General features: G+C 39.4%; 18 protein-coding genes. 3 read left to right on the plus strand and 15 right to left on the minus strand.

Going from position 1 to position 24162, the window contains the following annotated elements:
• Nucleotides 1-3015: 3015 nt before the first annotated feature.
• Nucleotides 3016-3423, minus strand: coding sequence for a response regulator (locus HCG49_RS04080; RefSeq protein WP_168468287.1), 408 nt, complete (start codon nucleotides 3421-3423; stop codon nucleotides 3016-3018).
• A gap of 439 nt (nucleotides 3424-3862) precedes the next feature.
• Between HCG49_RS04080 and HCG49_RS04085 the strand changes: the two genes are divergently transcribed.
• Together HCG49_RS04085 and HCG49_RS04090 are read left to right on the plus strand one after the other, a co-directional pair.
• Nucleotides 3863-7405 carry a PAS domain S-box protein gene (locus HCG49_RS04085; RefSeq protein WP_168468288.1) on the plus strand — a complete coding sequence of 1181 codons (3543 nt, stop codon included), beginning with the start codon at nucleotides 3863-3865 and terminating at the stop codon, nucleotides 7403-7405.
• Nucleotides 7406-7462: 57 nt separating this feature from the next.
• Nucleotides 7463-7876, plus strand: a complete 414-nt coding sequence (locus HCG49_RS04090; protein ID WP_317167449.1) for a response regulator — start codon at nucleotides 7463-7465, stop codon at nucleotides 7874-7876.
• Between the two features lie 862 nt (nucleotides 7877-8738).
• On the opposite strand, the gene HCG49_RS04095 is transcribed toward HCG49_RS04090, so the two are convergent.
• The 9 genes from HCG49_RS04095 to HCG49_RS04135 all read right to left on the minus strand — a co-directional run bounded on the left by HCG49_RS04095 (nucleotide 8739) and on the right by HCG49_RS04135 (nucleotide 17850).
• Nucleotides 8739-9743, minus strand: a complete 1005-nt coding sequence (locus HCG49_RS04095) for a 2-hydroxyacid dehydrogenase (RefSeq protein WP_168468289.1) — start codon at nucleotides 9741-9743, stop codon at nucleotides 8739-8741.
• The gene (locus tag HCG49_RS04100) at nucleotides 9740-10381 is read right to left on the minus strand and encodes a hypothetical protein (RefSeq protein WP_168468290.1); all 642 of its coding nucleotides are present in this window, start codon (nucleotides 10379-10381) and stop codon (nucleotides 9740-9742) included. Before HCG49_RS04100 ends, HCG49_RS04095 begins: the two co-directional genes overlap by 4 nt.
• A gap of 150 nt (nucleotides 10382-10531) precedes the next feature.
• Complete coding sequence (locus HCG49_RS04105) at nucleotides 10532-10966, minus strand: hypothetical protein (RefSeq protein WP_168468291.1); 435 nt, start codon at nucleotides 10964-10966, stop codon at nucleotides 10532-10534.
• A 204-nt stretch (nucleotides 10967-11170) separates the two neighbouring features.
• Nucleotides 11171-11584: a hypothetical protein gene (locus HCG49_RS04110; RefSeq protein WP_168468292.1), complete on the minus strand. Its 414-nt coding sequence runs from the start codon at nucleotides 11582-11584 to the stop codon at nucleotides 11171-11173.
• Between the two features lie 1456 nt (nucleotides 11585-13040).
• Complete coding sequence (locus HCG49_RS04115) at nucleotides 13041-13889, minus strand: ATPase (protein ID WP_168468293.1); 849 nt, start codon at nucleotides 13887-13889, stop codon at nucleotides 13041-13043.
• Between the two features lie 300 nt (nucleotides 13890-14189).
• A complete protein-coding gene (locus tag HCG49_RS04120; protein WP_168468294.1) occupies nucleotides 14190-14414 on the minus strand; it encodes a hypothetical protein in 225 nt (74 codons plus the stop codon).
• Between the two features lie 6 nt (nucleotides 14415-14420).
• A complete protein-coding gene (locus HCG49_RS04125; protein ID WP_072765109.1) occupies nucleotides 14421-14825 on the minus strand; it encodes a hypothetical protein in 405 nt (134 codons plus the stop codon).
• A 103-nt stretch (nucleotides 14826-14928) separates the two neighbouring features.
• The gene (locus HCG49_RS04130; protein WP_168468295.1) at nucleotides 14929-15780 is read right to left on the minus strand and encodes a universal stress protein; all 852 of its coding nucleotides are present in this window, start codon (nucleotides 15778-15780) and stop codon (nucleotides 14929-14931) included.
• A gap of 1230 nt (nucleotides 15781-17010) precedes the next feature.
• A complete protein-coding gene (locus HCG49_RS04135; protein ID WP_168468296.1) occupies nucleotides 17011-17850 on the minus strand; it encodes a universal stress protein in 840 nt (279 codons plus the stop codon).
• 353 nt (nucleotides 17851-18203) lie between these two features.
• Between HCG49_RS04135 and HCG49_RS04140 the strand changes: the two genes are divergently transcribed.
• Nucleotides 18204-18458: a hypothetical protein gene (locus HCG49_RS04140; RefSeq protein ID WP_168468297.1), complete on the plus strand. Its 255-nt coding sequence runs from the start codon at nucleotides 18204-18206 to the stop codon at nucleotides 18456-18458.
• Between the two features lie 70 nt (nucleotides 18459-18528).
• On the opposite strand, the gene HCG49_RS04145 is transcribed toward HCG49_RS04140, so the two are convergent.
• From HCG49_RS04145 to HCG49_RS04165, 5 genes are all read right to left on the minus strand, one after another.
• Entirely contained in the window at nucleotides 18529-19380 is an 852-nt protein-coding gene (locus HCG49_RS04145; RefSeq protein WP_168468298.1) for a universal stress protein, read from the minus strand.
• Between the two features lie 312 nt (nucleotides 19381-19692).
• A complete protein-coding gene (locus tag HCG49_RS04150) occupies nucleotides 19693-20058 on the minus strand; it encodes a VOC family protein (RefSeq protein ID WP_205764340.1) in 366 nt (121 codons plus the stop codon).
• Between the two features lie 164 nt (nucleotides 20059-20222).
• Nucleotides 20223-21083, minus strand: coding sequence for a universal stress protein (locus HCG49_RS04155; RefSeq protein WP_168468299.1), 861 nt, complete (start codon nucleotides 21081-21083; stop codon nucleotides 20223-20225).
• Between the two features lie 328 nt (nucleotides 21084-21411).
• Nucleotides 21412-22464 carry a response regulator gene (locus HCG49_RS04160; RefSeq protein WP_168468300.1) on the minus strand — a complete coding sequence of 351 codons (1053 nt, stop codon included), beginning with the start codon at nucleotides 22462-22464 and terminating at the stop codon, nucleotides 21412-21414.
• Complete coding sequence (locus HCG49_RS04165; RefSeq protein WP_168468301.1) at nucleotides 22461-23984, minus strand: PAS domain S-box protein; 1524 nt, start codon at nucleotides 23982-23984, stop codon at nucleotides 22461-22463. Before HCG49_RS04165 ends, HCG49_RS04160 begins: the two co-directional genes overlap by 4 nt.
• Between the last annotated feature and the right edge of the window lie 178 nt (nucleotides 23985-24162).

Raw genomic sequence — 24162 nt, forward strand, 5'->3', positions numbered from 1 at the left:
AGGTTTTTAATGTAACTATTGATTAATGTATCAATTGGGATTGTGGTAAATGAGGGGCTCTTAGTCATTTAATGTAACAATGGGGTTGGAGGAATTTGAAAATTAGGAATTTTGAAAATTTGAAAATTGGGATGGATCTTAACCGAGGGGCTGATAGTCTTTTAATGAAACAATTGATTAAAGTCATTAGGATAGATTGAGCTTTTTAAAATGTTGCTTTCCTTTTTTAAGGACGGTTCTTGATAGCCTAAACATTCCGCTTTCTGTTCTTTTTTGCATCGCCCAAAAAAGAACCCAAAAACGCTAGGCTGATTTTAATGTTCTAAAAATCTACGCACTTTCCACGCCGCACCGCCCAGGCCGCTTTCACTAAGGTGAAGATGGGCTGCCGGACGGCTTCCTCCACCCGCTGTGAAAAGCACTTGATTTTTTACGAAAATTAAAATAGGCCGGGTTCTTTTGATTTTAACCATTCTGGATGTTAGCTACCTTTTAATGAAAGTAGAAAACCTCTAAAACGACAAACGAATCTACCTTCTTCGAGTAAATCTTGATCTTTTGTTTGAGTTTTAAAATTTAACTGTGCGGATTCCCCCTTTAATACAATGAAAAAAGTAATAGCATGTTGAAGTGTTTGTAAGATGTGGAAATAGAATCATAGTAACAACTAGCAATACTACGTCACCTCGAGTGATTTTCTGGAGTGCAACGAGGAAAATTGTATCGAGAGCCTTCTGGCTATATGTCTCTTAAGGTAACTAACGATAAAAGCATTTTCTAATCCGGTCTATTCTTAAAAGGAGGGTTTCGGAAGTAAGGGGGATGTTGGAATTATTCTTTTAGGTTGTCGGTTCCTTGATAACTATAGAGCTTCAATTAACGCTTCTCTTAAAGATTATGATCCATAGGATTTTTATGATTTTGGAGGGATTGTTTAGCTATGTTATTTTTCTTAATTTAGGATCGGTAAAGTCTCTTTTTGTAACCAATTAATTCCCCCTTTCAAGGGGGAGTAAGGGGGATGTTGGAATTATTCAATTAGGTTGTCGGTTCCTTGAAAATTATAGAATTTCAATTATCTCTTCTCTAAAGGATTATGATTTACTAGGTTTTTATGGTCTGGTAGGGATTGGAGGTACATGGGGCTTTTATCTTTTTTAAGGACGGTTCTTCAAGCCTCAAACTTCACGTTTTCTTTTCATTTTCTTTGCTCGTCCAAAGAAAACGAAACAAAAGAAAAGACGCCTTATTCGATACATTTTTTCGACACCGAGGTCGAAAAACCGGTTTCAAAACTCCGCGTCGCCTCGTTCCTCAGCTCCTGCTCTCGGAGCTTTTGAAACACTATGTTGCGAATCAGGTTAATTAGCTGCGCTTGCTTTGTTTTTAGAGCACTCATGATATTAATTAAATCCGGAAAATTTGTCATAGCTCGTTTATTGGTAAGTGGCTTGTCATTAGGTGATGGTCATGGTTTACCGCTACCCCATTACTTTTTTAATCATTTCCCAGAACACCTCTTTCAAGACGAAGGTAAATATCATCACTATAATTTTTAGGGACCACTGGTTACCGATTACTGGCTACTTCTTTTACTGCGCTGGCTTCAAAACTAGTCCCTAAAGTTATATCGTGCGGATTCCCCCTTTTGAAGGGGGAGTAAGGGGGATGTTGGAATTATACAATGAGGTTGTCGGTTCCTTGATAACTATAGAGCTTCAATTAACGCTTCTCTTAAAGATTATGATCCATAGGATTTTTATGATTTTGGAGGGATTCTTTAGCTATGTTATTTTTCTTAATTTAGGATCGGTAAAGTCTCTTTTTGTAACCAATTAATTCCCCCTTTCAAGGGGGAGTAAGGGGAATGTTGGAATTATTCAATTAGGTATTTGTTTCCTTGGAAATTATAGAGCTTCAGTTATCTCTTTTCAAATGGATTGTTGACACATAGTTCTTTTTTTTCTTTTAAAGGACAGTTCTTGATAACATAAAGATTCCGCTTTCTGTTCATTTTTTCCATTGATGAAAAAACGAACTAGGGCCGATAAACGAAGGTACTGTGTACCTTTGTTTGGAGGAGCCAGGTGTAGCGATGGCCAGGTTGCTAATTAGCCACTTTATATGAATACAGATCGCCGCACCGCCCAGGCCGCTTTCACTAAGGTGAAGATGGGCTGCCGGACGGCTTTCTCCACCCGCTGTGAAAAGCACTTGATTTTTAACGAAAATTAAAATAGGCCGGAATCTTATGATTTTAACCAATTGAGATGAAGTCTGCTAGGTATTGATGCTTAAAACTTCTTTCGTCAGGAATAATGGTTTATTTAATAATTAATCTATCCTTAAATTTCAATCAGGTAATTCCCCCTTTTGAAGGGGGAGTAAGGGGGATGTAGGGATGATGCAACTAGCAATCTGTTTCATGAAATACTATAGAATTCCATATAACCTGAATCTTTAGTTTTTTCTGTTTACTGGTTACTTTTTTTTGGTCATTGCGAGGAGGAACGACGTGGCAATCTGCTTCTTGCGTGTTCCAATTCAACAGATTACCGCGCTACACTGGGTTTCGCTCGCAAAGACCTTTCAATGATAGTCCTTGGCAACTAAGCGAGCTTATGGCATTGCTAAAAATTGATTGAAATAAGGGGGAATCGGATTTTTTCTTCAAATTGAAGTCGTTGCATTTCCATCTCGGCCCTCTCTTTTCTTTTCTCTTTTTTCTGTTATCCTATTTTAACTGCCAACTGTTAATTGAAAATGACTGCAGCTGAGGCCACCGCGCCGGCTGGCCCCTCTTTTTTCTCTTCTCTTATTTCTCTTTTCTTGTTTCCAATTGTTAATTATTCACTGAATTCCGCGTTAGCTATTGCAGCGGCATCCTTTTTTGGGCGGCATCGACCGGCAAAAAAAGATACAGCGGAAAGAGCGACCCGATAGGGGAACGCCCTCCTGACAAATATTCTTTTAAGGGATGTTCTTTTGAATAGGGTTCCTACCAGCCACGGCTTTTTAACACGCTACCTCTAGCCAATAATTCTTGACCTTATTGATCATATTGACAAAGTCTGTGACCTCTAAGGGTTTTGCCAAGTAGCTATTGGCCCCTGGCACTTGGGACTGCTGTGATTGGTCTTTAGTATCCGTCAATACTATAATAGGGACCATTGTAGCGGCTTTCTCCTTAATTGACGCTATTAAATCTACTTCGCCCAGCTGTATTAATTCTTCATTGATAAGGACCAAGTCCAGTGAATTGGAAAAAAGGGTTAGGCCCTGCTCCTTAAAAAATTCCATGGCCTCCTTTCCGCTTTGTGCTAAATGTACATTACACGGAATGCCCTTGTGATTAAAGGCTTCTTTGATCAGAATAGCATCTAAAATACTGTTCTCTACAACTAAAACATTTTTGTGGTTCATTGGGGGAATATTTAATAATTGTTTACAACTGGACTTTGGCATGTATACTATGCTACTACCATTGGCCATCTAAGCATTATTTAATAACGAATTAACAATTAGTTTAGGTAATTAACTAATTTAATCGATATAATGCAGTGGCTTTTAATGATCGTTCCTTATGCTATTTTCCTTAAATTATTGACCTTAAGTCTTTTGTCTTTTTACCCATAGAAAACCTTCCAAATCCTTTTGTATATTTTGTGCCCTTGCCTTCCTAATGGCTCCTTTTCTCTCCAATTTCTTCTTTCCTAGCATCTTCTTGTAACAGCTTTTACAATTGGCCCCTTAAATCTGAAAAAAACAAAGATTACTATGATTTAACGGGCCTTAATCTTAACTTTATACTTTTAAACCAACCTACTGTTCGCTCTGCTACCCCAAAAAACCAAACTAATCAATGCATACCCCCCAGGCAAAAAACAACTCCACCTCCTCTATTGTAGATCTCCTTTCCCATCGGGCTTTTGAAGATGTACAACGCTTGGCATCCTTTATCTGCAATACCCCGCCGGACTTAATTACCGTGGTCGATATTCACCTGCAACAATTTAGCGCCCCCCAATGGACGCCCACCCCCCTTCACTCTTTAGAAAAATTACTATGCGCCCATCTCCTCGAAAATCCGGCCGCACCACTGTTCATAGAAGACCTTAGCACGGACTATCGATATGCCTCCAAGACCACGGAGCCCCAACTATTAGACTATAAATTTTACACACTACTACCCTTGGAGAGTCCACAAAACCAATTATTAGGGGTATTGTGCATTCGCGATTACCATGCTAAAGTATTAGATGATAGTCAGCTAGCAGCGCTACACGCGCTTGCGAATCAGACTACAAGGCATTTGCAGCTTGACAAAAAGGAGGAACAGCCATTGCGGTTGTTAGAGTCCATCGTAACCAATACCAAAGATGCCGTAATCATTACCGAAGCGTCTTCTTCAAAGGATACTGCCCCTTGCATCACCTACGTGAACAGGGCATTTACCGAACTGACCGGCTATACCGCCAAGGAGATTCTAGGCAAATCGCCTCACTTTTTATATGGCCCTAAAACAGCCTCTACAGCCTTAAAAAACCTAAGCAATGCCATACAGCAATGGGATGCCTATGAAACTACCCTCCTTAACTATAAAAAAAACGGGGAAGAATTTTGGGGCAATATATCCTTGAGTCCGGTTGCCAATGAAAACGGCCGCTATACCCACTGGATTACCATCTTACGCGATATGAGTGACCAGAAAAATCTGGAATTCCAGAAAAAACTATTGGCCAGCATCAGCATGTTTTTTCAAAAAAAAGACTCCTTAAAGTATTGTTTGGAAGAGGTCCTAAAGCATTTGGTTGACATTACAAATTTTAACCTTGGTGAAATATGGCTGCCCAATTCGGCCAATTCCCAATTATCCATGGCGGCAAAATTTGCCGATAAGGAAGCCGGAGCTCGTTTTTATGAAAATAGCAGCAGTATCAATAGTTTTGAATATGGAATAGGACTGCCGGGAACGGTATGGAAAAATAGCGCCCTGGAGGTATGGGACAAAATAGATACCAAAGTGGCGTTTATAAGAAGAACGGCCGCTGAAAAATCGGGTATCGATACGGTCATGGGCCTTCCGTTGCTACAGAACAACCAATGTATTGGGGTTTTGGTATTGGGATCGGTTAAGGTTGCCTACAACCAAAGGTTTTACGGGCAGCTTTTTAAAGCATTGGAATCCCATTTAGGGGCCGAAATACAGCGAAAACGACTGGAAATAGAACTTGACCAGATCTTTAATTTTGCCCCAGATATAATTGCCGTGGTGGGTGAGGACGGCTATTTTAAGAAAGTGAATCCGGCTGCGGTACGCCTGCTCGGGTATTCGGAAGTTGAGCTTCTTAACAGGCCTTTTTGGGAGTTTATACACCCCGACGATCATTCCCTTGCAAAGAGGCAAATGGAAAGCCTACAACAAGGACGACTGCTATCGAATTCAGAGAATCGATATATCACCAAAAATGGAAGCGTTAAATGGATTAGCTGGACAGCCACCCAAGCGCCAGAAGAAGGCCTTTTTTATTGTATTGGCAAGGATGTGACCGAAAACAAGGAACTGCAACAACGCTTGGACAAAGCCAATACCTTGGCCGGAATAGGTAGTTGGGAATGGGACCTAGTACATCAAAAAATGTATTGGTCCAATATTACCAAGGAGATTTCTGAAGTAGGGATAGACTATCCCCCTTCTCCCGCTGCCAGCCTACTATTTTTAAAAAGCAATTCCGCTAAGCGACAGCTATTGTCATTAATTTGGAATGCCATTCACAGAAGAAAAGCCTTTGATGAGGAGATCCTAATGCTCACGGCAAATGGCAAGGAGCAGTGGGTACGCCTGATGGGAAAAGCGGAATTTGAAGGAGAAAAGTGCATCAGAATCAGTGGTAGCATTCAGCATATTCACAAACTTAAAACTGCCTTAGTAGCCCTGAATACTGCCTTTAAAGAAAAGGATGAAATATTAAAGAGTATTGGGGATGCTTTTATTTCTGTAGATAGGCAATGGACCGTTACCTATTGGAACAAAAAAGCCGAAGAACTACTAGAAATGGATCGGAGCCAGACCATAGGCAAGGATTTATGGACCTTATACCGAAACATTACCGAAGCCGAAATTTTCCCGAAATACCAACAAGCGATGGAAACAGGGCAATCGCTCAGCTTCCAGGAACATTTTCCCACCTTGGACAAATGGTTCGATGTAAGTGTGTACCCCTCCGAACAAGGTTTATCTCTTTTTATAAAGGACGTTAGCCGTCGCAAGAAAATTGAAGCAGAATTAAGGCAGAGTAAGGAACGATTTGAAAAAGTTACCCAAGCCACCCAAGATGCCATCTGGGACTGGGATATTGTAAAGGACCGTACCTACCGTGGGTTTGGTTTTAAACGGCTCTTTGGTCACACCCCGCCAGCAAAGCAGGGAACCTTAGAATTTTGGAAGTCGATGGTACATCCCGAGGATGTAGCACGGGTAATGGCAGGGCTGTCCCGCTGTATAGAAGACCATAGCAAACAATATTGGCAGGCAGAATACCGCTTTCTAAAAGCCGACCAAAGTTATGCAGAGGTCCTAGACATGGGCATGATTATCCGTGATAAAAACGGTCAGCCCACCCGAGTGGTAGGTGCCATGGCCGACATTAGCTATCGTAAAACCTATGAAAAATCGCTTAAAAGCTTAAATGAAAGCTTGGAGAAACACGCCAAGGATCTAGAAGTGTCCAATGCCGAATTAGAGCAGTTTGCCTATATCGCTTCCCATGACCTACAGGAACCCCTGCGGATGGTGACCAGCTTTTTGTCGCAATTGGAAAAAAAATATAAGGATCAATTAGATGCCAAGGCCCATCAGTATATTTACTTTGCCGTAGACGGGGCCAAGCGCATGCGCCAAATTATTTTGGACCTGTTAGATTTTTCCAGGGTTGGCAGGCATGAGGATGAAAAGGAGGCTATTGACCTGAACGTGCTTATAGAAGATTTTAAGGTCTTAAGGCGAAAATTAATCGTAGAAAAATCGGCCCAAATCACCTATGACCCTTTGCCTATAGTGACAAATTTTAAGGCGCCCTTGATACAGGCATTTCATAATTTATTGGACAACGCCTTAAAATATACGGATGTGCAACAAGCGCCAAGGATTCATATTGGCGTGGAGGACCAGGATACGCATTGGCAATTTTCTGTTCAGGACAATGGTATAGGTATAGAGGGTAAGTTTTTTGAGAAAATTTTTGTGATCTTTCAAAGACTACACCACGAAGAAGAATATTCTGGAACTGGGATGGGACTAGCGATCGTAAAGAAAATTGTAGAAAACCTTGGGGGAAAAATATGGTTGCATTCCGAAAGAGGAAAGGGGACTACTTTTTATTTTACCATAAAAAAGCACCAATAATATAAGTTGGTATTAAAAAATAACTTAAATTAATTTCGAAAATCACCTCTTATATACATGATGAATAACGGACATATTTTACTGGTCGAAGACAATGAAGGAGACATCCTATTGACGAAAGAAGCGTTGGAGGAGGTGAAACCAATTAAAAAATTAAGTGTTGTTAAAAATGGTTTGGAGGCCCTGGATTTCGTTTTTCAAAGGGGAAAATACCGCAGCACCCCCCTACCCGATCTGATTTTACTGGATATTAACCTGCCTATAAAAAATGGGTATGAGGTACTCCAGGCGATTAAATCGGATGAGAAAACAATGCATATCCCTGTTATTATTCTAACCACCTCCTCTTCCCAGAGCGATATTGATTTGTCTTACTACCATCAGGCCGACTGCTATCTTACCAAACCGGTAGAAATGGAATCTTTCAGTGTTGTGGTGAATGCTATTGAGCTGTTTTTAGATCCGGTTTAGTTTTTTAATGTAACAATTAGTTAATTAGTTAATTAGTTAATTAATTAATTAATGTAGCAATGGGTTAATGTAGCAATGAAATAATTTGAAAATTAGGGAATTTGAAAATTGATTATAGGAGAAATGAACTTAGTGTTGCAAGAATCCGGTTCTCGATACTATTTTCCTTGCTATACTACGGAAAATCACTCGAACTGACGTAGTTTTTTCTTATGATGATGATAATATACAACACGGCCTCACAACATCATAACTAACTGTATACAAGTTGTTTTTAGATTTGTTTTTCCACTCACTTCGACGGCATCCCTTCCAAAGTCGTCTCTCCTAGGAGTCCTTTTTCAGGACGACGAAGGAGTCCTTTTTCAGGACGACGAAGGAGTCTCATGATTATGGTTCTTTTGTTTTTTAAGGACGGTTTTCTTACTCTTGCCGGTACGAGCGTGACGCTCGCACTAGCGGTCAATTCCTTTTTTGGTTAATTAATGGTGGAATTCTCGGGATTGACCTAACCAACGGGTTCGATCCTATTGCTAATTGAATTAGTCCCTTTTAAGACATAGAATGAGTCAGCGCTAATCAGGGACGTATGGCCTCATGACAAGAAAACTTCTCAATTTTTTAATTGTTTATTGTAAATTGAAATGGCCCCTTCTCTCCAAATGCAAATCGTTGCATTTTTCGCTCGGTCCTCTCTTTTTTTCTTGTCTCTCTTTTCTTTTCTCCTATTTTAACTGTTTATTGTAAATTGAATTGGCTCCTCACTACAAATGCAAATCGTTGCATTTCCACCTCGGCCCTCTCTTGTCTCTCTTCTCTCTGCTCTTTTTTCCCAATTGATAATTGTCTACTGAAACCAGCATTACATACTACTTTCATAGCCTAATTCGTTATCACTTTTAACTCCCAGTTCCCAACAATCAATATTGTAAAAAGTAGTTTTGGCTATGTTTTCCAGGGCTTCGCTAGTAATAAAGGCCTGGTGTGGCGTCAGCAGCACATTGGGAAAAGAGAGTAGTTTTTTCAATTGCTCATCTTTAATGCCCCCCTTGGAATGATCTTTAAAGAACACTCCTTTTTCCTTTTCATAAACATCTGTTGCATAGCCGCCAATTTGTCCATTTTCCAAGGCATCGATCAGAGCTTTGGTATCTACTACTGCTCCCCTAGCCGTATTGATCAATACCACCTTTTTTTTCATCATCGCCAACAAGCGGGCGTTTATTAAATAATGGGTTTCGTATACCAAGGGTACATGCAAGCTGATGATGTCCGATTGGGAGCAGAGTTCTTCCATGGACACATAATGTAAATCATATTGGTTTGCCAAATAGGGATTGTGGATAGGATCATGGGCCAGGATAGAGCACCCAAAACCATGCATAATTTTTGCCATTACCGCGCCTATATTTCCGGTACCTACAATCCCCACCTTTTTCTGATGAAGGTTAAATCCCATCAGATTGTCCTGAAGGAAATTATACTGCTGTACCTGGGTATTGGCCAAGATTATTTTTCTATTGAGCGCCAAAAGCAGCCCTACCGCGTGTTCGGCAATGGCATGTGGGGCATAACCGGGGGCATTGGCAACCTTTAAGCCTAAGCGCTTGGCCGACTTTACATGAATATTGTTGTGCCCGGTAGACCTGGTAGCGATGTATTTCACCCCTAAATCCCTCAGCTTTTCCAATACCAATAAAGAAGCATCGTCCCCAGAAAAGATAGCGATAGCCTCATGGCCCACTGCTTTGATTGCGGTATTGCTATCTAAAGCTTCTTGGGTATAGGTGACGGTATGCCCTCCTTTATTTGCTTTTTCTAAATAGGGCAATTCAAACTTCTTTGAGCTATAGACCAGTACTTTCATTCCTTTTGTTTTTTTCTAAAAATTAAATCCTGTTCTTCCATGGTTTGCACCACCAGTTTGACGTAACTGTCTATTGTTTTTTTTAAATCTAAAGGCTCCGTAATTTCAATGACGCCCCGCCAAATCAATTCGCGTTCCTTATCTACACAAATACAGTAGAGGGAGGTTTCCGTATGGTATAGGGTAAGCTCCTCCCCCCTTTTGCCCTTATAAAAAATATCTTGGTGTTGCATATAGTCGTCTCGAAAGGTTCCATAAAAATCGTCCAATTCGGCCAGCTTCTCGCCAAACCGCTTCTTGTCTTCAGCACTGACGACCTTGGTAAATAAAATAGCATCAAAATCCTTGTCCAATAACTGTTGTTCTACTTGGGAGAGCTCATCTTCATTTCGTTGGCCGGAGGTAAAATCTACATCGAACAAATCTATACTCCGCATGGCTTCAATATCCCTTTTGGTAAATTCGCGCTGCATCTTTGTTTCATAGGCTATCCTTGCTTCTTCATCGTTGGTCATTCCAACAATAAGCACCTTATAGGCGGTAAATATGACGTGATCGGGGTTTTTCCAATTACTCTCTAATTGAATATTGGCACAGCCCATAAGGGATAATAAGCATAGCAGCAATATCTTTCTCATAGGCAGATATTTATTGTTGTTAACGGTCATAGGTACTTCGCATATCCTCGTTCATATATGGCAGCAGTTTTCGGTCATGCTCTTTTCATGCGTTCATTTTAGGCACAAGAGGTCAATGAAGATTACTATAGCATGCGTATAAAGGGGGAGTTAATTTAACAGCCGTTTTTGTTTTCCTTTTTTTAATATTTTGGAGACTAGTTTAAACAACCGTTCCTTCACGGGCCTGTACTGGCACATATACTCGTCTATGGCATGAATGAGTTCCCTATGGGTTTCTATATAGGCTTTTTCCATTTTAAACTGATCGACATCGTCTACCATTATTTCTAACTGGTTTTCATGGGCCTGTACCCTTTTCATAAGCCCTACAATCTCCTTTTCTTTATGTAAAAGCGCCGTCACGATCTCTTTGCTTTCTGCAAAAACATCTTTCTCGGTAAGTTGTACAGTATAAGAGTTGACCAAATTGTTTAGAAACAACTGTTCGTCCCTGGCGAAATTCAATTCAGAAAACCATAGCAAAGAGGCCTCGTGCATTTCTTCTGGACTTAACCATTCCAGATATGTATACTTTTTTTTCATCTGAATATTTTTATTGATTTTTACCGGTCATAGGTAATACGTATTTCTCCTTTAATATTTGGGACCCGTTTTAGGTTATGCTCATTTCATGGTCCCTTAGGATATAAGTGTTACTTATTAATGCCATACAATTTAAGATAGCCCTAGGGGGAAAAAAATGATATATATCAGGTATGGAATTATTTAGTACGGGGCAGCAGTTGCCTAGGGGTTTTTAAACACCTTTCCGGTATAGAGCAGCACCTCGTATTTTAAGAGTCGAAAGTCTTCTAAACACATGGTAATTTCGGCTTTTAAGCGATCGTGTTTTTGATAATACCGCAAGCCTATCTTATCGCAGGAGGTTGATATGATATTGCCTATTTTATTTTCGTATCGCGAAATTCCGCTTCTAACCCTTGTTTTATAAGAACTTACCTTTTTTAATTGTTTTAGAAAGCCGTAAATTTTTTCGTAGTGTGTAGGTGTATTGCGCACAAATACGTTGGAATGCAGTAATCTGTCCAAAAAAACAACCTCTTCTTCCATAGCCTGAAGCTTGGATTTCCATTGTTGTAAATCCCAGTGCCAAGCCTCTAGTATTTCGTTGTAGTCGGAAGTAGTTGGACCGTTTTCCATGACGAGCTGTGCTTAAGGTTATACCTATAAAATTAAGGCCTTGAATCATTATTTCCAATGAAAAGAGTCATAACTTTATCTTAAAATATTGATTTTCAACAACCTATTTTATTTATAGTATCCGATTTGATTTATAAAAACACCTTTATATTTTGGTTTTGAAGCGGATATTAATGTAGCAATTGGTTAATGTAGCCATGTACCAATGGGGATTGTGGTAACTGAGGAGCTTATTGCCTTTTAATGTAACAATTAGGCTAGGGGAATTTGAAATTAAATCAATGTAACAATGAATCAATGTAACAATGTAACAATGTAACAATGTAACAATTGGGATTGTGGTAACTGAGGGGCTGATAGCCATTTAATGTAGCAATGTGAAAATGTACCAATTGATTAATGTAACAATTGAGATTGTGGTAACTGAGGGGCTGATAGCTTTTTAATGTAACAATTAGGTTGGGGAATTTGAAAATTAGGGAATTTGAAAATTGGATTGGATCTTAACTGTGTAGCTTAGGGTTCTTAATGTAGCAATTTGTTAATGTAACAATGTATTAATGGGGATTGAGGTAACTGAGAGGCCGATAACTGTTTAATGAAATAATTTGAAAATTGGTTAAAGGAGAAATGAACTTAGTGTTGCAAGATTCCGGTTCTCGATACTATTTTCCTTGCTATGCTACGGAAAATCACTCGAACTGACGTAATATTTTCTTATGATGATTCTATTATACAATACGGCCTCACAACATCATAACTAACTGTATACAAGTTGTTTTACGATTTATTTTCTCCGCTCACTTCAGCGACATCCCTTCCAAAGTCGTCTCTCCGAGGGGTCCGCTTTCAGGACGACGAAGGAGTCTCATCAAGATGGTTCTTTCGTCTTTTTTAAGGACGATTTTCTTACTCTTGCCGGTACGAGCGTGACCCTCGCACTAGCGGTTAATTCCTTTTTTTGATTAATTAATGGTGGAATTATCGGAATTGACCTATCCAACGGATTCGGTCCTATTGCTAATTGAATTAGTCCCTTTTAAGACATAGAATGAGTCAGCGCTAATCAGGGACGTATAGCCTCATGACAAGACAACTCCTCAATTTTTTAATTGATAATTGTTAACTGCTTATTGTAAATTGAAATGGCTCCTCGTTATAAATGCAAATCGTTGCATTTCTATTTCGGCCCTCTCTTTTTTCTATTCTCTATTTTCTCTTTGATAATTACTAACTGCTTATTGTTCATTGAAATGGCCCCTCGCTGCAAATGCAAGTCGTTGCATTTCCATTTCGGCCCTCTTTTTTTTCTATTCTCTATTTTCTCATTGATAATTGTTTACTGCTTATTGTTCATTGAAATGGCCCCTCGCTGCAAATGCAAGTCGTTGCATTTTTCGCTCGGTCCTCTCTTTTTTCCATTTTTTATTGTTTATTCTTTTCAAAAAACTGCCTTTTAGCATTTTCCACAGAGCAGCTGTACTTCTTTTAGGATTTTTTTCTTCCTTGCAACGGAAACCCCAAGATGGTCTAACAGAAACTTATCCTCCATCAGTTGTCGGCATAGCACCAAATCGCGACTGAGCAAAAATTGCTTTTCCCTATTCGAGAGCAGGGTCGATACGGTGATGGGGTACAGTCCAAGACGGTCTATCCTATCTTTTAAACCATCGCCCTTGGGATAATCCCAACTCAATAAATAGAGTCCGACACATTTCCCGTAGCTGATAGCATCTTCCGTAAATCGGGTATTGGTCACCACCCAGCCCATTTTTAAAGGCTTATGGGATTCTTTTTTAGTTTTCCAATGTCCTTTGACATCTAGGAAGCGCGACTGGATATAAAGTGGAATCTTCACATTGCAATTCCGCCCTTCTTGTCCGTGAAACTTGCATTCGATTAGGTTGAGTTCCCCGTTTTTTTCGGCAAGCACATCTATTTCATGGGTTACACAAACCCCTTGCATGATAGACCCTATGGTCACCGTATAGCCCGAATATTTTAAGATATCGCCCACGAATCGTTCGAAAGGAAAACCGGTAGGCCCCAATTCGTATATTGCTTTTTTTAGTTTATAACGGGAAGCGAAGACCGATTCTTTGCTCTTTAAAATGGCGAATGCCCTATTGTAAATTTCGGCCGTGGTAATGCCCTCGTACAACTCATCAAAAACGCGGTCTACTATCTGGTTGATCAAGGCTTCATCGGCACCACTGTTTTTTAAAGAATTATGTAAGTTCTCCAATGAAAAACTAGCTTTTTCCCCGGAAGCAGTAATCACTTTTATATTCGTTTCTTTCAGCATCTTTTTGAATTTATTTTTATATCCATTTCCTGGATTTTCAATAATTGAAGGGTTGCCGAAGCCAAGTGTACTTTACCCTTTATTTGGATGATGGCCCTTTCTATGGTCACGAACAATTGATCCTGGACTTTCAGCTGAGCTTATAATCGTTTATATACCCTAGGTTCAGAGAAATCCAATTAGCTGTGAGTCGCACTGCAATAGTAGAATCTATCTAAGGTCGCCTTTTCGATATAGTAACTCATTACCATTTCTTCCTGTTTCAATTTTATGCCTTTCCTATAGTCGGCCAAAACTTTCTTAGGTCTTTCCATGCCAATTGTATTGGCCACGAGCAGGTCGGAGCCATAGGCAAAAAGAATATTGAGCTTGTCCCAGATAAAGGAAAATCCATTGAGTGATTTTTATAGCTCCCTTAAAAACAAAGGCATTTCTGATTTTCACGATGCGCCCCGAATCATTATCACAGCCGGCCCACACCCCCTTTTCCATAATAGTGGTGTACATAGTTAGGAGGTCCTGCATGTACTACTATTTTTTAAAAAAATCTTTTACCCATGCTTTTACTTGGTTTTCTGTCATACTATCTGCCTTGGCCACGGTTTTTATTTTTTTTCCCAGTGCCTTATGGTTTTCTAACACCTCCGCATTAAATTTTTCATTGGTATCTGCGGGTCCAAAAATAGCTACGGCATCGGCATCTTCTATGGCCTTGGCCAAGTTGCCGAAGTAGTTTTTTAATTGGTGTTTTTCGCGTTCCAGGTACTTACTGTCCTGCACCACATCTTGTGGCCCCCATCTGGTTTTGGACCGTGATCCGCCCGAGGGGTGAAAGTCCTCTACCTCCGAGAACAGGGTAGTAAAGGTTTCCCCATCTTGGGAGAGGGTTACAATATGTGCTTTTTGTTTATCGATCCAGACTCCTACATTTTTCATAAGTGTTTTATTTATTGTTTTTATTAATGGTCATATGTAATTCGCATATCTATATTCCTATTTGCGACTAGCTTTCGGTGCTGCTCATTTCATACTTTATATATTAAGATTTATCATTTAGGACCAGGACAGGGATTTGGGAGTCGTTTCCAATTTCCTTTACCAAGGGGTGGGAAAATAACATCCCAAAAAACCGGTGTCTTTTATTGATAAAGGCTATCATATCGGACCCCCTACTTTCAATAAAGGAATAAATCCCTTCTTTTACCTTGGTCCCTGTTAAAACGTGTTCACTGTATTCCGTACCCGCTAAGATTGCCTCCAACAACTCCTTATTATTTTCTTGCGCAAAGGTCAGATGCTCTTCTTCCTCTATATGGAGCACCCGAATAGGGGTTTTATACATTTGCGCCAGTTCTAGTAGATGTACCATTTCGCGGCGTTTGTAAACAGTTTTATAATCTGTAGGAAATACTATTTCTCTAGGGGGTCCAAATAAAAAGTCGTCTGGAACGGCCAAGACGGGGCATTCGGATATTTTCTCCATCACTTGGACGGTATTGGTCCCAAAAACAACCGACCTAGAGGCTGTAGCCCCCTTGGTCCCCATGATCACTAATTCGATATCTTTCTTACCTATGACCTCCCTGATCGCTTCTATAAGGGAATTAAAGGTCGATATGGTATGAAATTGATGCTTTGGGTTTACGACATGTAGTCCCACTATAGTCAATAGTTTTTTTAAACCATCGGCAGATTTTTTCTTGGCGGCCTCATAGGAGGGCTCCCCAGGTTCGGGCACCATCATCTTATTGTCCAAAGAAAAAACATCGGAATGGAAAGTGTTCAGAAAATAAAACTCACAATTTTTATTTTTATACAGATCCAAGGCATACCGAATGGCATTCAAGGCATTTTTAGAAAAATCTGTGGGTATTAAAATTCTCTTGTCCATGATTAGTTTTTTTTATAGAACTAAAACTAACAACTATTGCAATAAAATACCATGACAATTATCAGTGCAGCAAGGTGGAAATTTGAAAATGGAATTAATGTAACAATTAGTCAATGTGAAAATGTAACAATTGGTTAATTGGGATTGAGGTAACTGAGAGGCTTATGGCCATTTAATGTAGAATTGAAATAATTTGAAATTAGGGAATTTGAAAATTAAATCAATGTAACAATGAGGTAATGTAACAATGTACTAATTGGGATTGAGGTAACTGAGGAGCTGATGGTCTTTTAATGAGTCAATGTTGCCCTGTAACGATAAATTAAACCGCGTAGGGACGTCAAATTAAAAATGGATGGCACAAGCTCCGAAAGAGCGACATATTAATAGGGGTTCATTTCAGAACAATCCTAGCCCCAGCGGGGCGGAATATTAATAGAAAGCGTAACAATTACACATAATCTGCCCCCTATCGGGGCGATATATCATTAGCCTGTCAACCTATTAATGGGATCGGGATGAATAGGGGAATTATCGGAGTTGACCTTATCAACGGATTCGTTCGTAGAGACGCCCAATTTGGGCGTCTCTACCGTGGAAATCTGTCGGATCTTTTGGCATTTCTCCCATCAATCCTGTCATAGGTTTTATTAATAATAATAATGACAAAATGTACATGATTTAGCCGTAGTACATATGCATCCAAGGCCAACGCGCCGGCTGGCTCCTCGCAGTAAATGCAAGTCGTTGCATTTTTCGTTCGGTCCTAAACGAAAATTAAAATAGGCCGGGGGCTTTTGATTTTAACCAATTGAGAGAAATAGTATCTTTTATTGTAGCAAAAAGTCATACTGGCCGTTAGTCCCTCGGTTTAGATGGGGAGGTACTGATTACTCTTTTTAGCTGCGATGGCTTAAAAACTAGTCCCTAAAGTTAAATCATATGGATTCCCCCTTTAGAAGGGGGAGTAAGGGGGATGTGGGGATGATGTAACTAGCAATCAGTTTCATGAAATACTATAGAATTCCATAAAACGAATCCGTAGTTCTTTTTTCTGTTTACTGATTACTCTCTTTTCTCTTCTCTCTTTTCTTTTCTCTAATTGTTTACTGTTAATTGAATCCCGCGTTAGGGATTGCAGCGGCATCCTTTTTTGGGCGGCCGGGCCGGCAAAAAAAGATACAGCGGAAAGAGCGACCCGTAGGGGAACGCCCAAAACAAAAGGATCATTTATTCGTGTAGGACCAGAAAGGGAATATGGGTATGGTAACTGATTTCTTTTACCGTTGGCCTAAAGAGGATTCGTTGTAAAAAATTAAGATTTTTAGCCACCATAGCGATCATATTTATTCCATGGCTTTTTACATACTCCTGCAGGCTGGTTTCTATATTCTTTCCTTGAATTGCCTGAAAACTATGGGGTATTTCTTTTAAATAATCGTGTAAAATCTCCTTATTTTCATTCTGTTGATCGGACAGGGCTTCTTGCTTCCCAAAAACATAGACAATTCTGAGTGTGGCCTTATTCATATGAACCATTTTCGTTAAGGCATCTAGGACGTTTATACTGTAGTTGACACGGAAATCCGTAGCGAAGGCGATTTCTATGGGCTTTATATAGCGTGCATTCTTTGGCACTATCAACAAGGGGCATTTTACCTTTGTCATGACATCTCCGGTATTACTCCCCAGGGTGAACTTCCTTAAGCCGCTCCCGCCCTTGGTGCCCATAATGATTAGGTCTATTTTTTTGTCCACAATTTCCTTCCTAATAGATTCTACTAAAAAAGCATATACCACGTTGGTTACAAAACTGTGGTTAGCGTTGGGAGGGAGTCTCTTGATACGTTGTAGTACCAGCTGCATTTGCGACATACTTTCTTTGATAGCGATATCTTCCATGAGTCCGGCTGTCGTAAATACCTCTTCATCATCTTCCATAATTTCCATGACAGAATCGATATGAAGGATATGAAATACACATTTGGTATTTTTAAACAATTCCATTCCATATTCCATGGCCTGCCATGCATTCTCAGAAAAATCTGTAGGTATCAATAGCTGTTTCACATCAGTATATTTTACGGATTATTTGTTGTTTATAGTACGAGGAGTATGCTTCTGGAAACCGAGAAAATGCCAAATCCATTTTACTTTTCTATCCCCCTCCTTCTTATAAAACTACACTATCTTAGTAGGTGATAGGGCCAATTTACATGTACGCCCCATCACTGTGTTTGGTTGTCTTTTTTTATAGGCTGTTTTACTCAATGCCACTGTATGACACCAAAAAGTAGGCAATGTTGTTCTTAAAAATTTTATACCCATAAAGATACTCTAGATACTGACTCCCTTAAATGATTGTGGTCATTTCAACTTTCTTTTTAAGGTGATAATTTTACCATATACCTAAAAAAAACGACATGTGGGCTGTTGCCAAAATACAGCATCTTAAAACCGATGCGGATAGACTTAAGATTATCCGAAACCTCAATAGAATACTCGACATAAGAGTTGTTGATGTTGATGTGTTGGGAGGGAAATTATTTTTCCGTTATAAGAACAGCTTTGCTTTTGAACAGGCCAAACTAGAACTATATAGAATAGGATATCCTATGGTTACTTACACACGTTCGGGGGAACCGAACGAATCTACAGACCAATCTTATTGGACCTAATAAAGTAGCGCCTTTACTTTGGTGCATTACCTTTTGTATCTTTTCAATGACCAGTTTGGCGCCTTGCCCTTTACCCCATCTTAGCGGTATCTCTCAGGACCAAAAAGGGCACTTTGGTATAGAGTCCGATGGCATCTACATTTTGTTTTACCAGCAATTTTTCTAAAAACGTATGCGACCGATTCATCATCACCAAAAGGTCTAACTGATACAGGTCTATATATTCTTGAACGGCATTGGGCATGTTATGGCCTTCCATTTCTTTAAACTGTGGCTTTACTGCTGCCAAATCTGCTTGCAGATACTCTTTGTTTTTTTGTTGAACAGGGGTTAAGCTTTTAGCTTCCAAGACATGCATGACAATAAGGGTTGCTTTATGCATAAGGCTTAGGTCTATGATGAATTGTAATTCGTCTTTCTTGTAATGGGTTAAATAATCTGAGGGAAATAAGATAGAGCCGATTTTTTCAAAATCATAGTAAGCGGGCACCAACAATACCGGTATCTTGGCCTTGCGAATGACCTGTACACTATTGGTGCCTAGAAATATTTCTTTGACCCCCGAAGCACCTTGGGTCCCCATAACAATAAGGTCGACTCCTTCGCTCTGGCACAGCTCCATAATTTCATCGGTCAAGGTGTTAAAGGCCGAGACCGTTTTAAACCGATGATTGGGATTGGGGTGATGTCTTTTAATGTCCTTCAGGATTTTCTCCAATCTGGCCACGGAATCATCTACTCCCGAATCGGGGATAGCGGTAAAATCTGGCCCTCCTATGAGATAATCGATTCTATAAAAAGCAGGTGTATAAACATGTAAAATATACAAGGTGCACTTTTCATTTTTAAAAAACTGCAAGGCATAGGAAATGGCATTCCATGCATTTTCTGAAAAGTCGGTGGGCAAGACTATTTTTTTCATAGGTAGCTATATTGTTTTTTAACGACCGTAAGTAATTCAAATAACTGAATTCGTATGTACGTCCAATTCTTGGTCATGTTATTTACAAGCTACATCCCAATAAGAAGGTTGCTTCTCCCTGTATCAACCCTAAAGGTAAAGCCCTCCTAAGCTCAGGACTTCCAAATCACACAAAAACACCTTGGATAGATTGTAGCGCCTACGGCCCTACTCTACACAAAGTATAAAATCAAAATAATGGACCCGTACATGGTTCGTTTCCCGGAGCTATACAGTTTATTATAAATGATTATTGTTGTATTTCACCTACCGCTACTTATTCGAGTGCAGACCGATTTTATTCCCTTCTGTATCTATAAAATGAGTAAAAAATCCAAATTCCCCGATCGCTGTTTTAGGAAGGAGCAGCTTCCCTCCTGCTTCTTCGATACGTCCTGCTTCAATAGCCACATCTTCACAAGAAAAATAAATAAGGGTACCATTAGCGCTAGGTTTGTTTTCCTTTGATTGCACCAATGAGCCTGCTGAGCCTATTTTATTGGGTTCCCCGAACATATACATTTTACTATCGGGCATTTCAATAAATTGAAATTCTAAATCAAAAACCTTGGCATAAAAATCCTTAGCTCTCTCTAGATCGATTGTGGCGATCTCAAACCATTGTACCGGGTTATTCATTTTTATATCATTTTTTAAGTTCACAATTGCTGTTAATAGGATGCTACAATCCTTGTCTGGCATGCCTTCTTGATCGGAAAACCACCTAAAACTCGACTTAAAATTACTTTTTAAAAAAAGTGGAAACAATGATTTTTATCAGGCCAACAAGCTAGGGTAAGCCCTTAGCCATGAATTACTAATAGAGGTATGTTAGCGTAATAACTATTGTTTTCGGTCTTTGCTTTAAAGAATAGTTGTTGGAGAAAATTTACGTTTTTTCCGACTAACAAAATCATTTCTGCCCTTTGGGAATCGACAAAATCTTGAATGGCCGTGGTAATTTTTTTATGGGTGAAATCGTGAAAACTATGGGCCTCGGTAAAAGATTCTTCCAAATAATCGCGCAAATAGATTTTGTTGCTAGATTGGTATTCCGTAAAATTACCGTTGAGTTTAGACGCATTCATTATGCGCAGGGTAGATTGGCTAATGGTCAATATTTCGGCCATGGTCTTTAGGAACTCAAAGGAATAAAAGGTGGTAAAATCTGTTGGAAAAACAATTTCCTGAGGGATCTTAAAAGTCACTTTTTCTGGAATTACCATGGTATTGCAGCGTACCTTGGTCAACACATCCCTGGTATTGCTTCCGATAATGGTCTCTGGGGATTGCTTTACATTAATCCCCTTAGCCCCCATGACAATAAGGTCTATTTTTAAATTGTCTATCCTGCCCCTTATCGCATCTACCAGGTTGCCATGATCCTGAATGCTCCGGAAGTGGTGCTCTGTGTGTAATTGGTTCTGCCGTAATTGCTTTAACAATAGCCCCATTTTTACCGTGGAACAAGAAAAGTCCTTTAAAGCTACTCCTTGTCCTTGCCTATAAGTATCCAAAGAAAATTCTGCCGATAAAGGGGACTGCTCATCCTCTACATGCAATAAGAAAAAATTACAAGGCGTATGGGTATACAATACCACTATATACTGGATGGCATTCCAAGAATTTTCCGAAAAGTCTGTTGGTATTAATATGTTCTTCATTAAAAACTGCTTCACGGTCAAATGTAGAACTATGGGTATTTCAAAAACATGATAAAAATCACTTTTCAAAAAAGTTTCTCTTCCCTTAGAAAAGACGAGCAGTAGAAAAATCTATTTATAGGCCAATTCTGATATCTATATACTTAATTATAAATATTTTATCCGTGGAGAATTTATAAAAAATAAGCTACCCTTTTAGAGTACTCCGACAGCCATGGGTGTTAAATTTGTTATAAGCGGAAAAAAGACAGCTTTTCTTGTTTTCGGTCAAGGATCAATACCCTCATCTTAAGGCTTAGAAGAAGAGGGCATTGATATAAGTAGCTCCTTAATTTACGTATTGAAGGGCTTTTAATTCTACAATTCTAATATTTCTACCTTCTATGGCAATCAACCCTTCTTTTTTAAATCCTGAAAGGGTTCTGATAAGGCTTTCGGTAGCAATCCCGGCTACACTGGCCAAATCTGTCCTAGAGATCTTTATGGGTTCTTCGGTATCCTTGCCTAATATTTCTGCAAACTGCAGCAGCGTCTGTGCCGTTTTTTTACGCACCGAACTATAGGCCATATGTAGTAACTGTCCCTTAATTTCCGTAAGGTTATCCGAAAACAACTCCATCAATTCCATAGAAAGCGTATGGTTTTCTTCTAGAATGGATTTTAGGGTGTCCTTGGTGGTCCATGCCAACTGTACCGCTTCTATGACCGTGGCCGATTCTTGATAAGGAATATTGTCCAAAAATGAGGTAAACCCTAAAAAATCTTCCTTTTTATACAGAGAAGTGATCAATTCCTTCCCATCTTCATCCATTTTATGGCATTTCACAAGACCATTTAGAATCAAATAAATTCTATTGGAAGGTTCGCCCTCATTAAAAATCATTTCACCTTTCTTGTAGCTTGTCGTTTGCCCCTTTTCGCTAAAAAAAAGCTTTAATTGGGCAAGGTTGTTCAGCCTATCCCCGGTATGGGATGTTTCCGAGGCACCTTGGTTCCCCAATCTTGATAAAAGAATCGATTTTGCCAAACGGCTCTCTACCGCACTGATAAGGTCTTCTTCCTCAAAAGGTTTTGTCAGATAGTCGTCGGCGCCCATATCCATTCCCTTTCTAATTTCCTTGTGTTCGGTTTTTGCCGATAAAAAAATAAAGGGAATATTTTTGGTGGCCTCCTTTTCCGAAATAGCTTGTAAAACACCGTATCCATTTACTTCGGGCATCATAATATCGCATACAATAAGATCGGGCAGTAGTTCCATGGCAGTTTCTATACCTATTTTTCCATTGGAAGCCGTGGTTACCTCATATCCGGAGAGCTCTAATAGCTCGGCGGTATTTTCTCTTAAAGCGAGATCATCTTCTATTAAAAGTATTTTCTTCATTTGCTAATTTTTTCTTCAACATTTACGGGGATACGAACCGTAAAAGTAGATCCTTTATTTTCCTCACTAAAAAAATATAAAGAAGCCCCTAAATTCTCTAGATGCTGCTTTGCTATATTGAGTCCAATCCCAGTACCTTGGTTGACCAAGGCATTTTCGGCCCTAAAATAACGATTAAAAATATATTTCTGCTCCTTGGCCGGAATCCCAATACCGGCATCGATGATCTGAAGCACTATTCCCTCTTTTTCCTGGGTAACTTCCATGGTAATGATAGAATTTTCGGGGGAATATTTAATGGCGTTATGTACCAGATTGGACAATACCAATTCCAAGGTTTTCTCATCAAAATTAAGGATGATATTATCTATATTCTCCGGATATACTATTTTCTGCCCTGGTTTTAGCAGCATATTGGCATCGTAGACTACTTCATTGACCAATTTGCTCAGGGGGAACATTTCTATTTTATAGTTTACTTTCCCGGATTCTAGGCGTTCTACCGACAAGAAATCACTAAGAATAGTATCTAACTGCCTTACCTTGTTTTTTATAGTATTTACGTGCTTATCTCGCTTCTGTTGCTGTTCGGTTTGGGTATATTTAGACAATAGGGTAACAGAGGTAAGAATACTGCTCAATGGTGTTTTAAACTCATGGGAAACCAAGGACAAGAACCTTGTTTTTAACTCATTGAGTTCCTTTTCCTTGGCCAAGGCAATGGTGAGCTGTTCTGTTCTCTTCTCTACTGTTTTTTCTAATCGTTCGGTATAATTTTTACTTTCGGTAACATCTAGAACCATGGCCACAAAAGCCTCCCTATCGCCCATATTGGACAATTGTAAGTGTACCTCAACAGGGTACAAACTGCCATCTTTTCGCAGGTGGGAAGTCTCGAACTTAATTTTTAATTCTTCCCGTTTTAATAGGGGATTTAAAAGTTTTCCGAATTCTTCTTCATTGAGCTCTGGTTTTATATCTAAAGGCGTCAAGGCTTTAAATTCCTCCAAGGTGTAGCCCATGTTTTTCTGTGCCCCTTTGTTGACATTGATAAACTTATAGGATTCCACATCAAAAATATAGATCTCACTTAGGGAGTCTTCAAAGATTTTTGCCCAATGGCTTAATTCTGTCTCCTTTCGTTTTCGTTCCGTAATATCAATCACCAACGCCATCACATAGGTTTCCCCATAGATCTCAAAAGGATTTAGTCCAGCTTCTACCGGAAATTCCTCCCCGTTTTTACGGATCCCATACAGGTCGCGACCGTGCCCCATTTGCCTTTTGGCACTTTTATCCATAAAATGGTTAAAATGCCCCCCATGGGCGTGGCGATATTTCATGGGTATTAAAAGGTTCAAGGGTTGGCCAAGTAAACTATCCTTTTCATATCCAAACATCTCTTCGGCCGAAGAATTCGTGGCCACAATGACCTGAGATTGGTTGACCACAATGATACCCTCAGAAATCCCTTCGGAAAGTAAATTAAAAATATTACTGTTTTTTAGAAAACTTTTCATAATTCAAAGTTAATTTTTTTTACTGATTACAATCATGAATTACCCCATAGGAACGTCCTATTTTTATACAATATGGGCAGTTTTCTAATAAATCCGGCAAAAAAATAATCAATATACAAAATTAGGCCTTCTTTATTTTATAAAACTACTATCATAGTATTTTTGTAAGAGGGTGATT

Source organism: Arenibacter sp. 6A1 (assembly GCF_012272855.1).
In the GTDB taxonomy this organism is placed as follows: domain Bacteria; phylum Bacteroidota; class Bacteroidia; order Flavobacteriales; family Flavobacteriaceae; genus Arenibacter.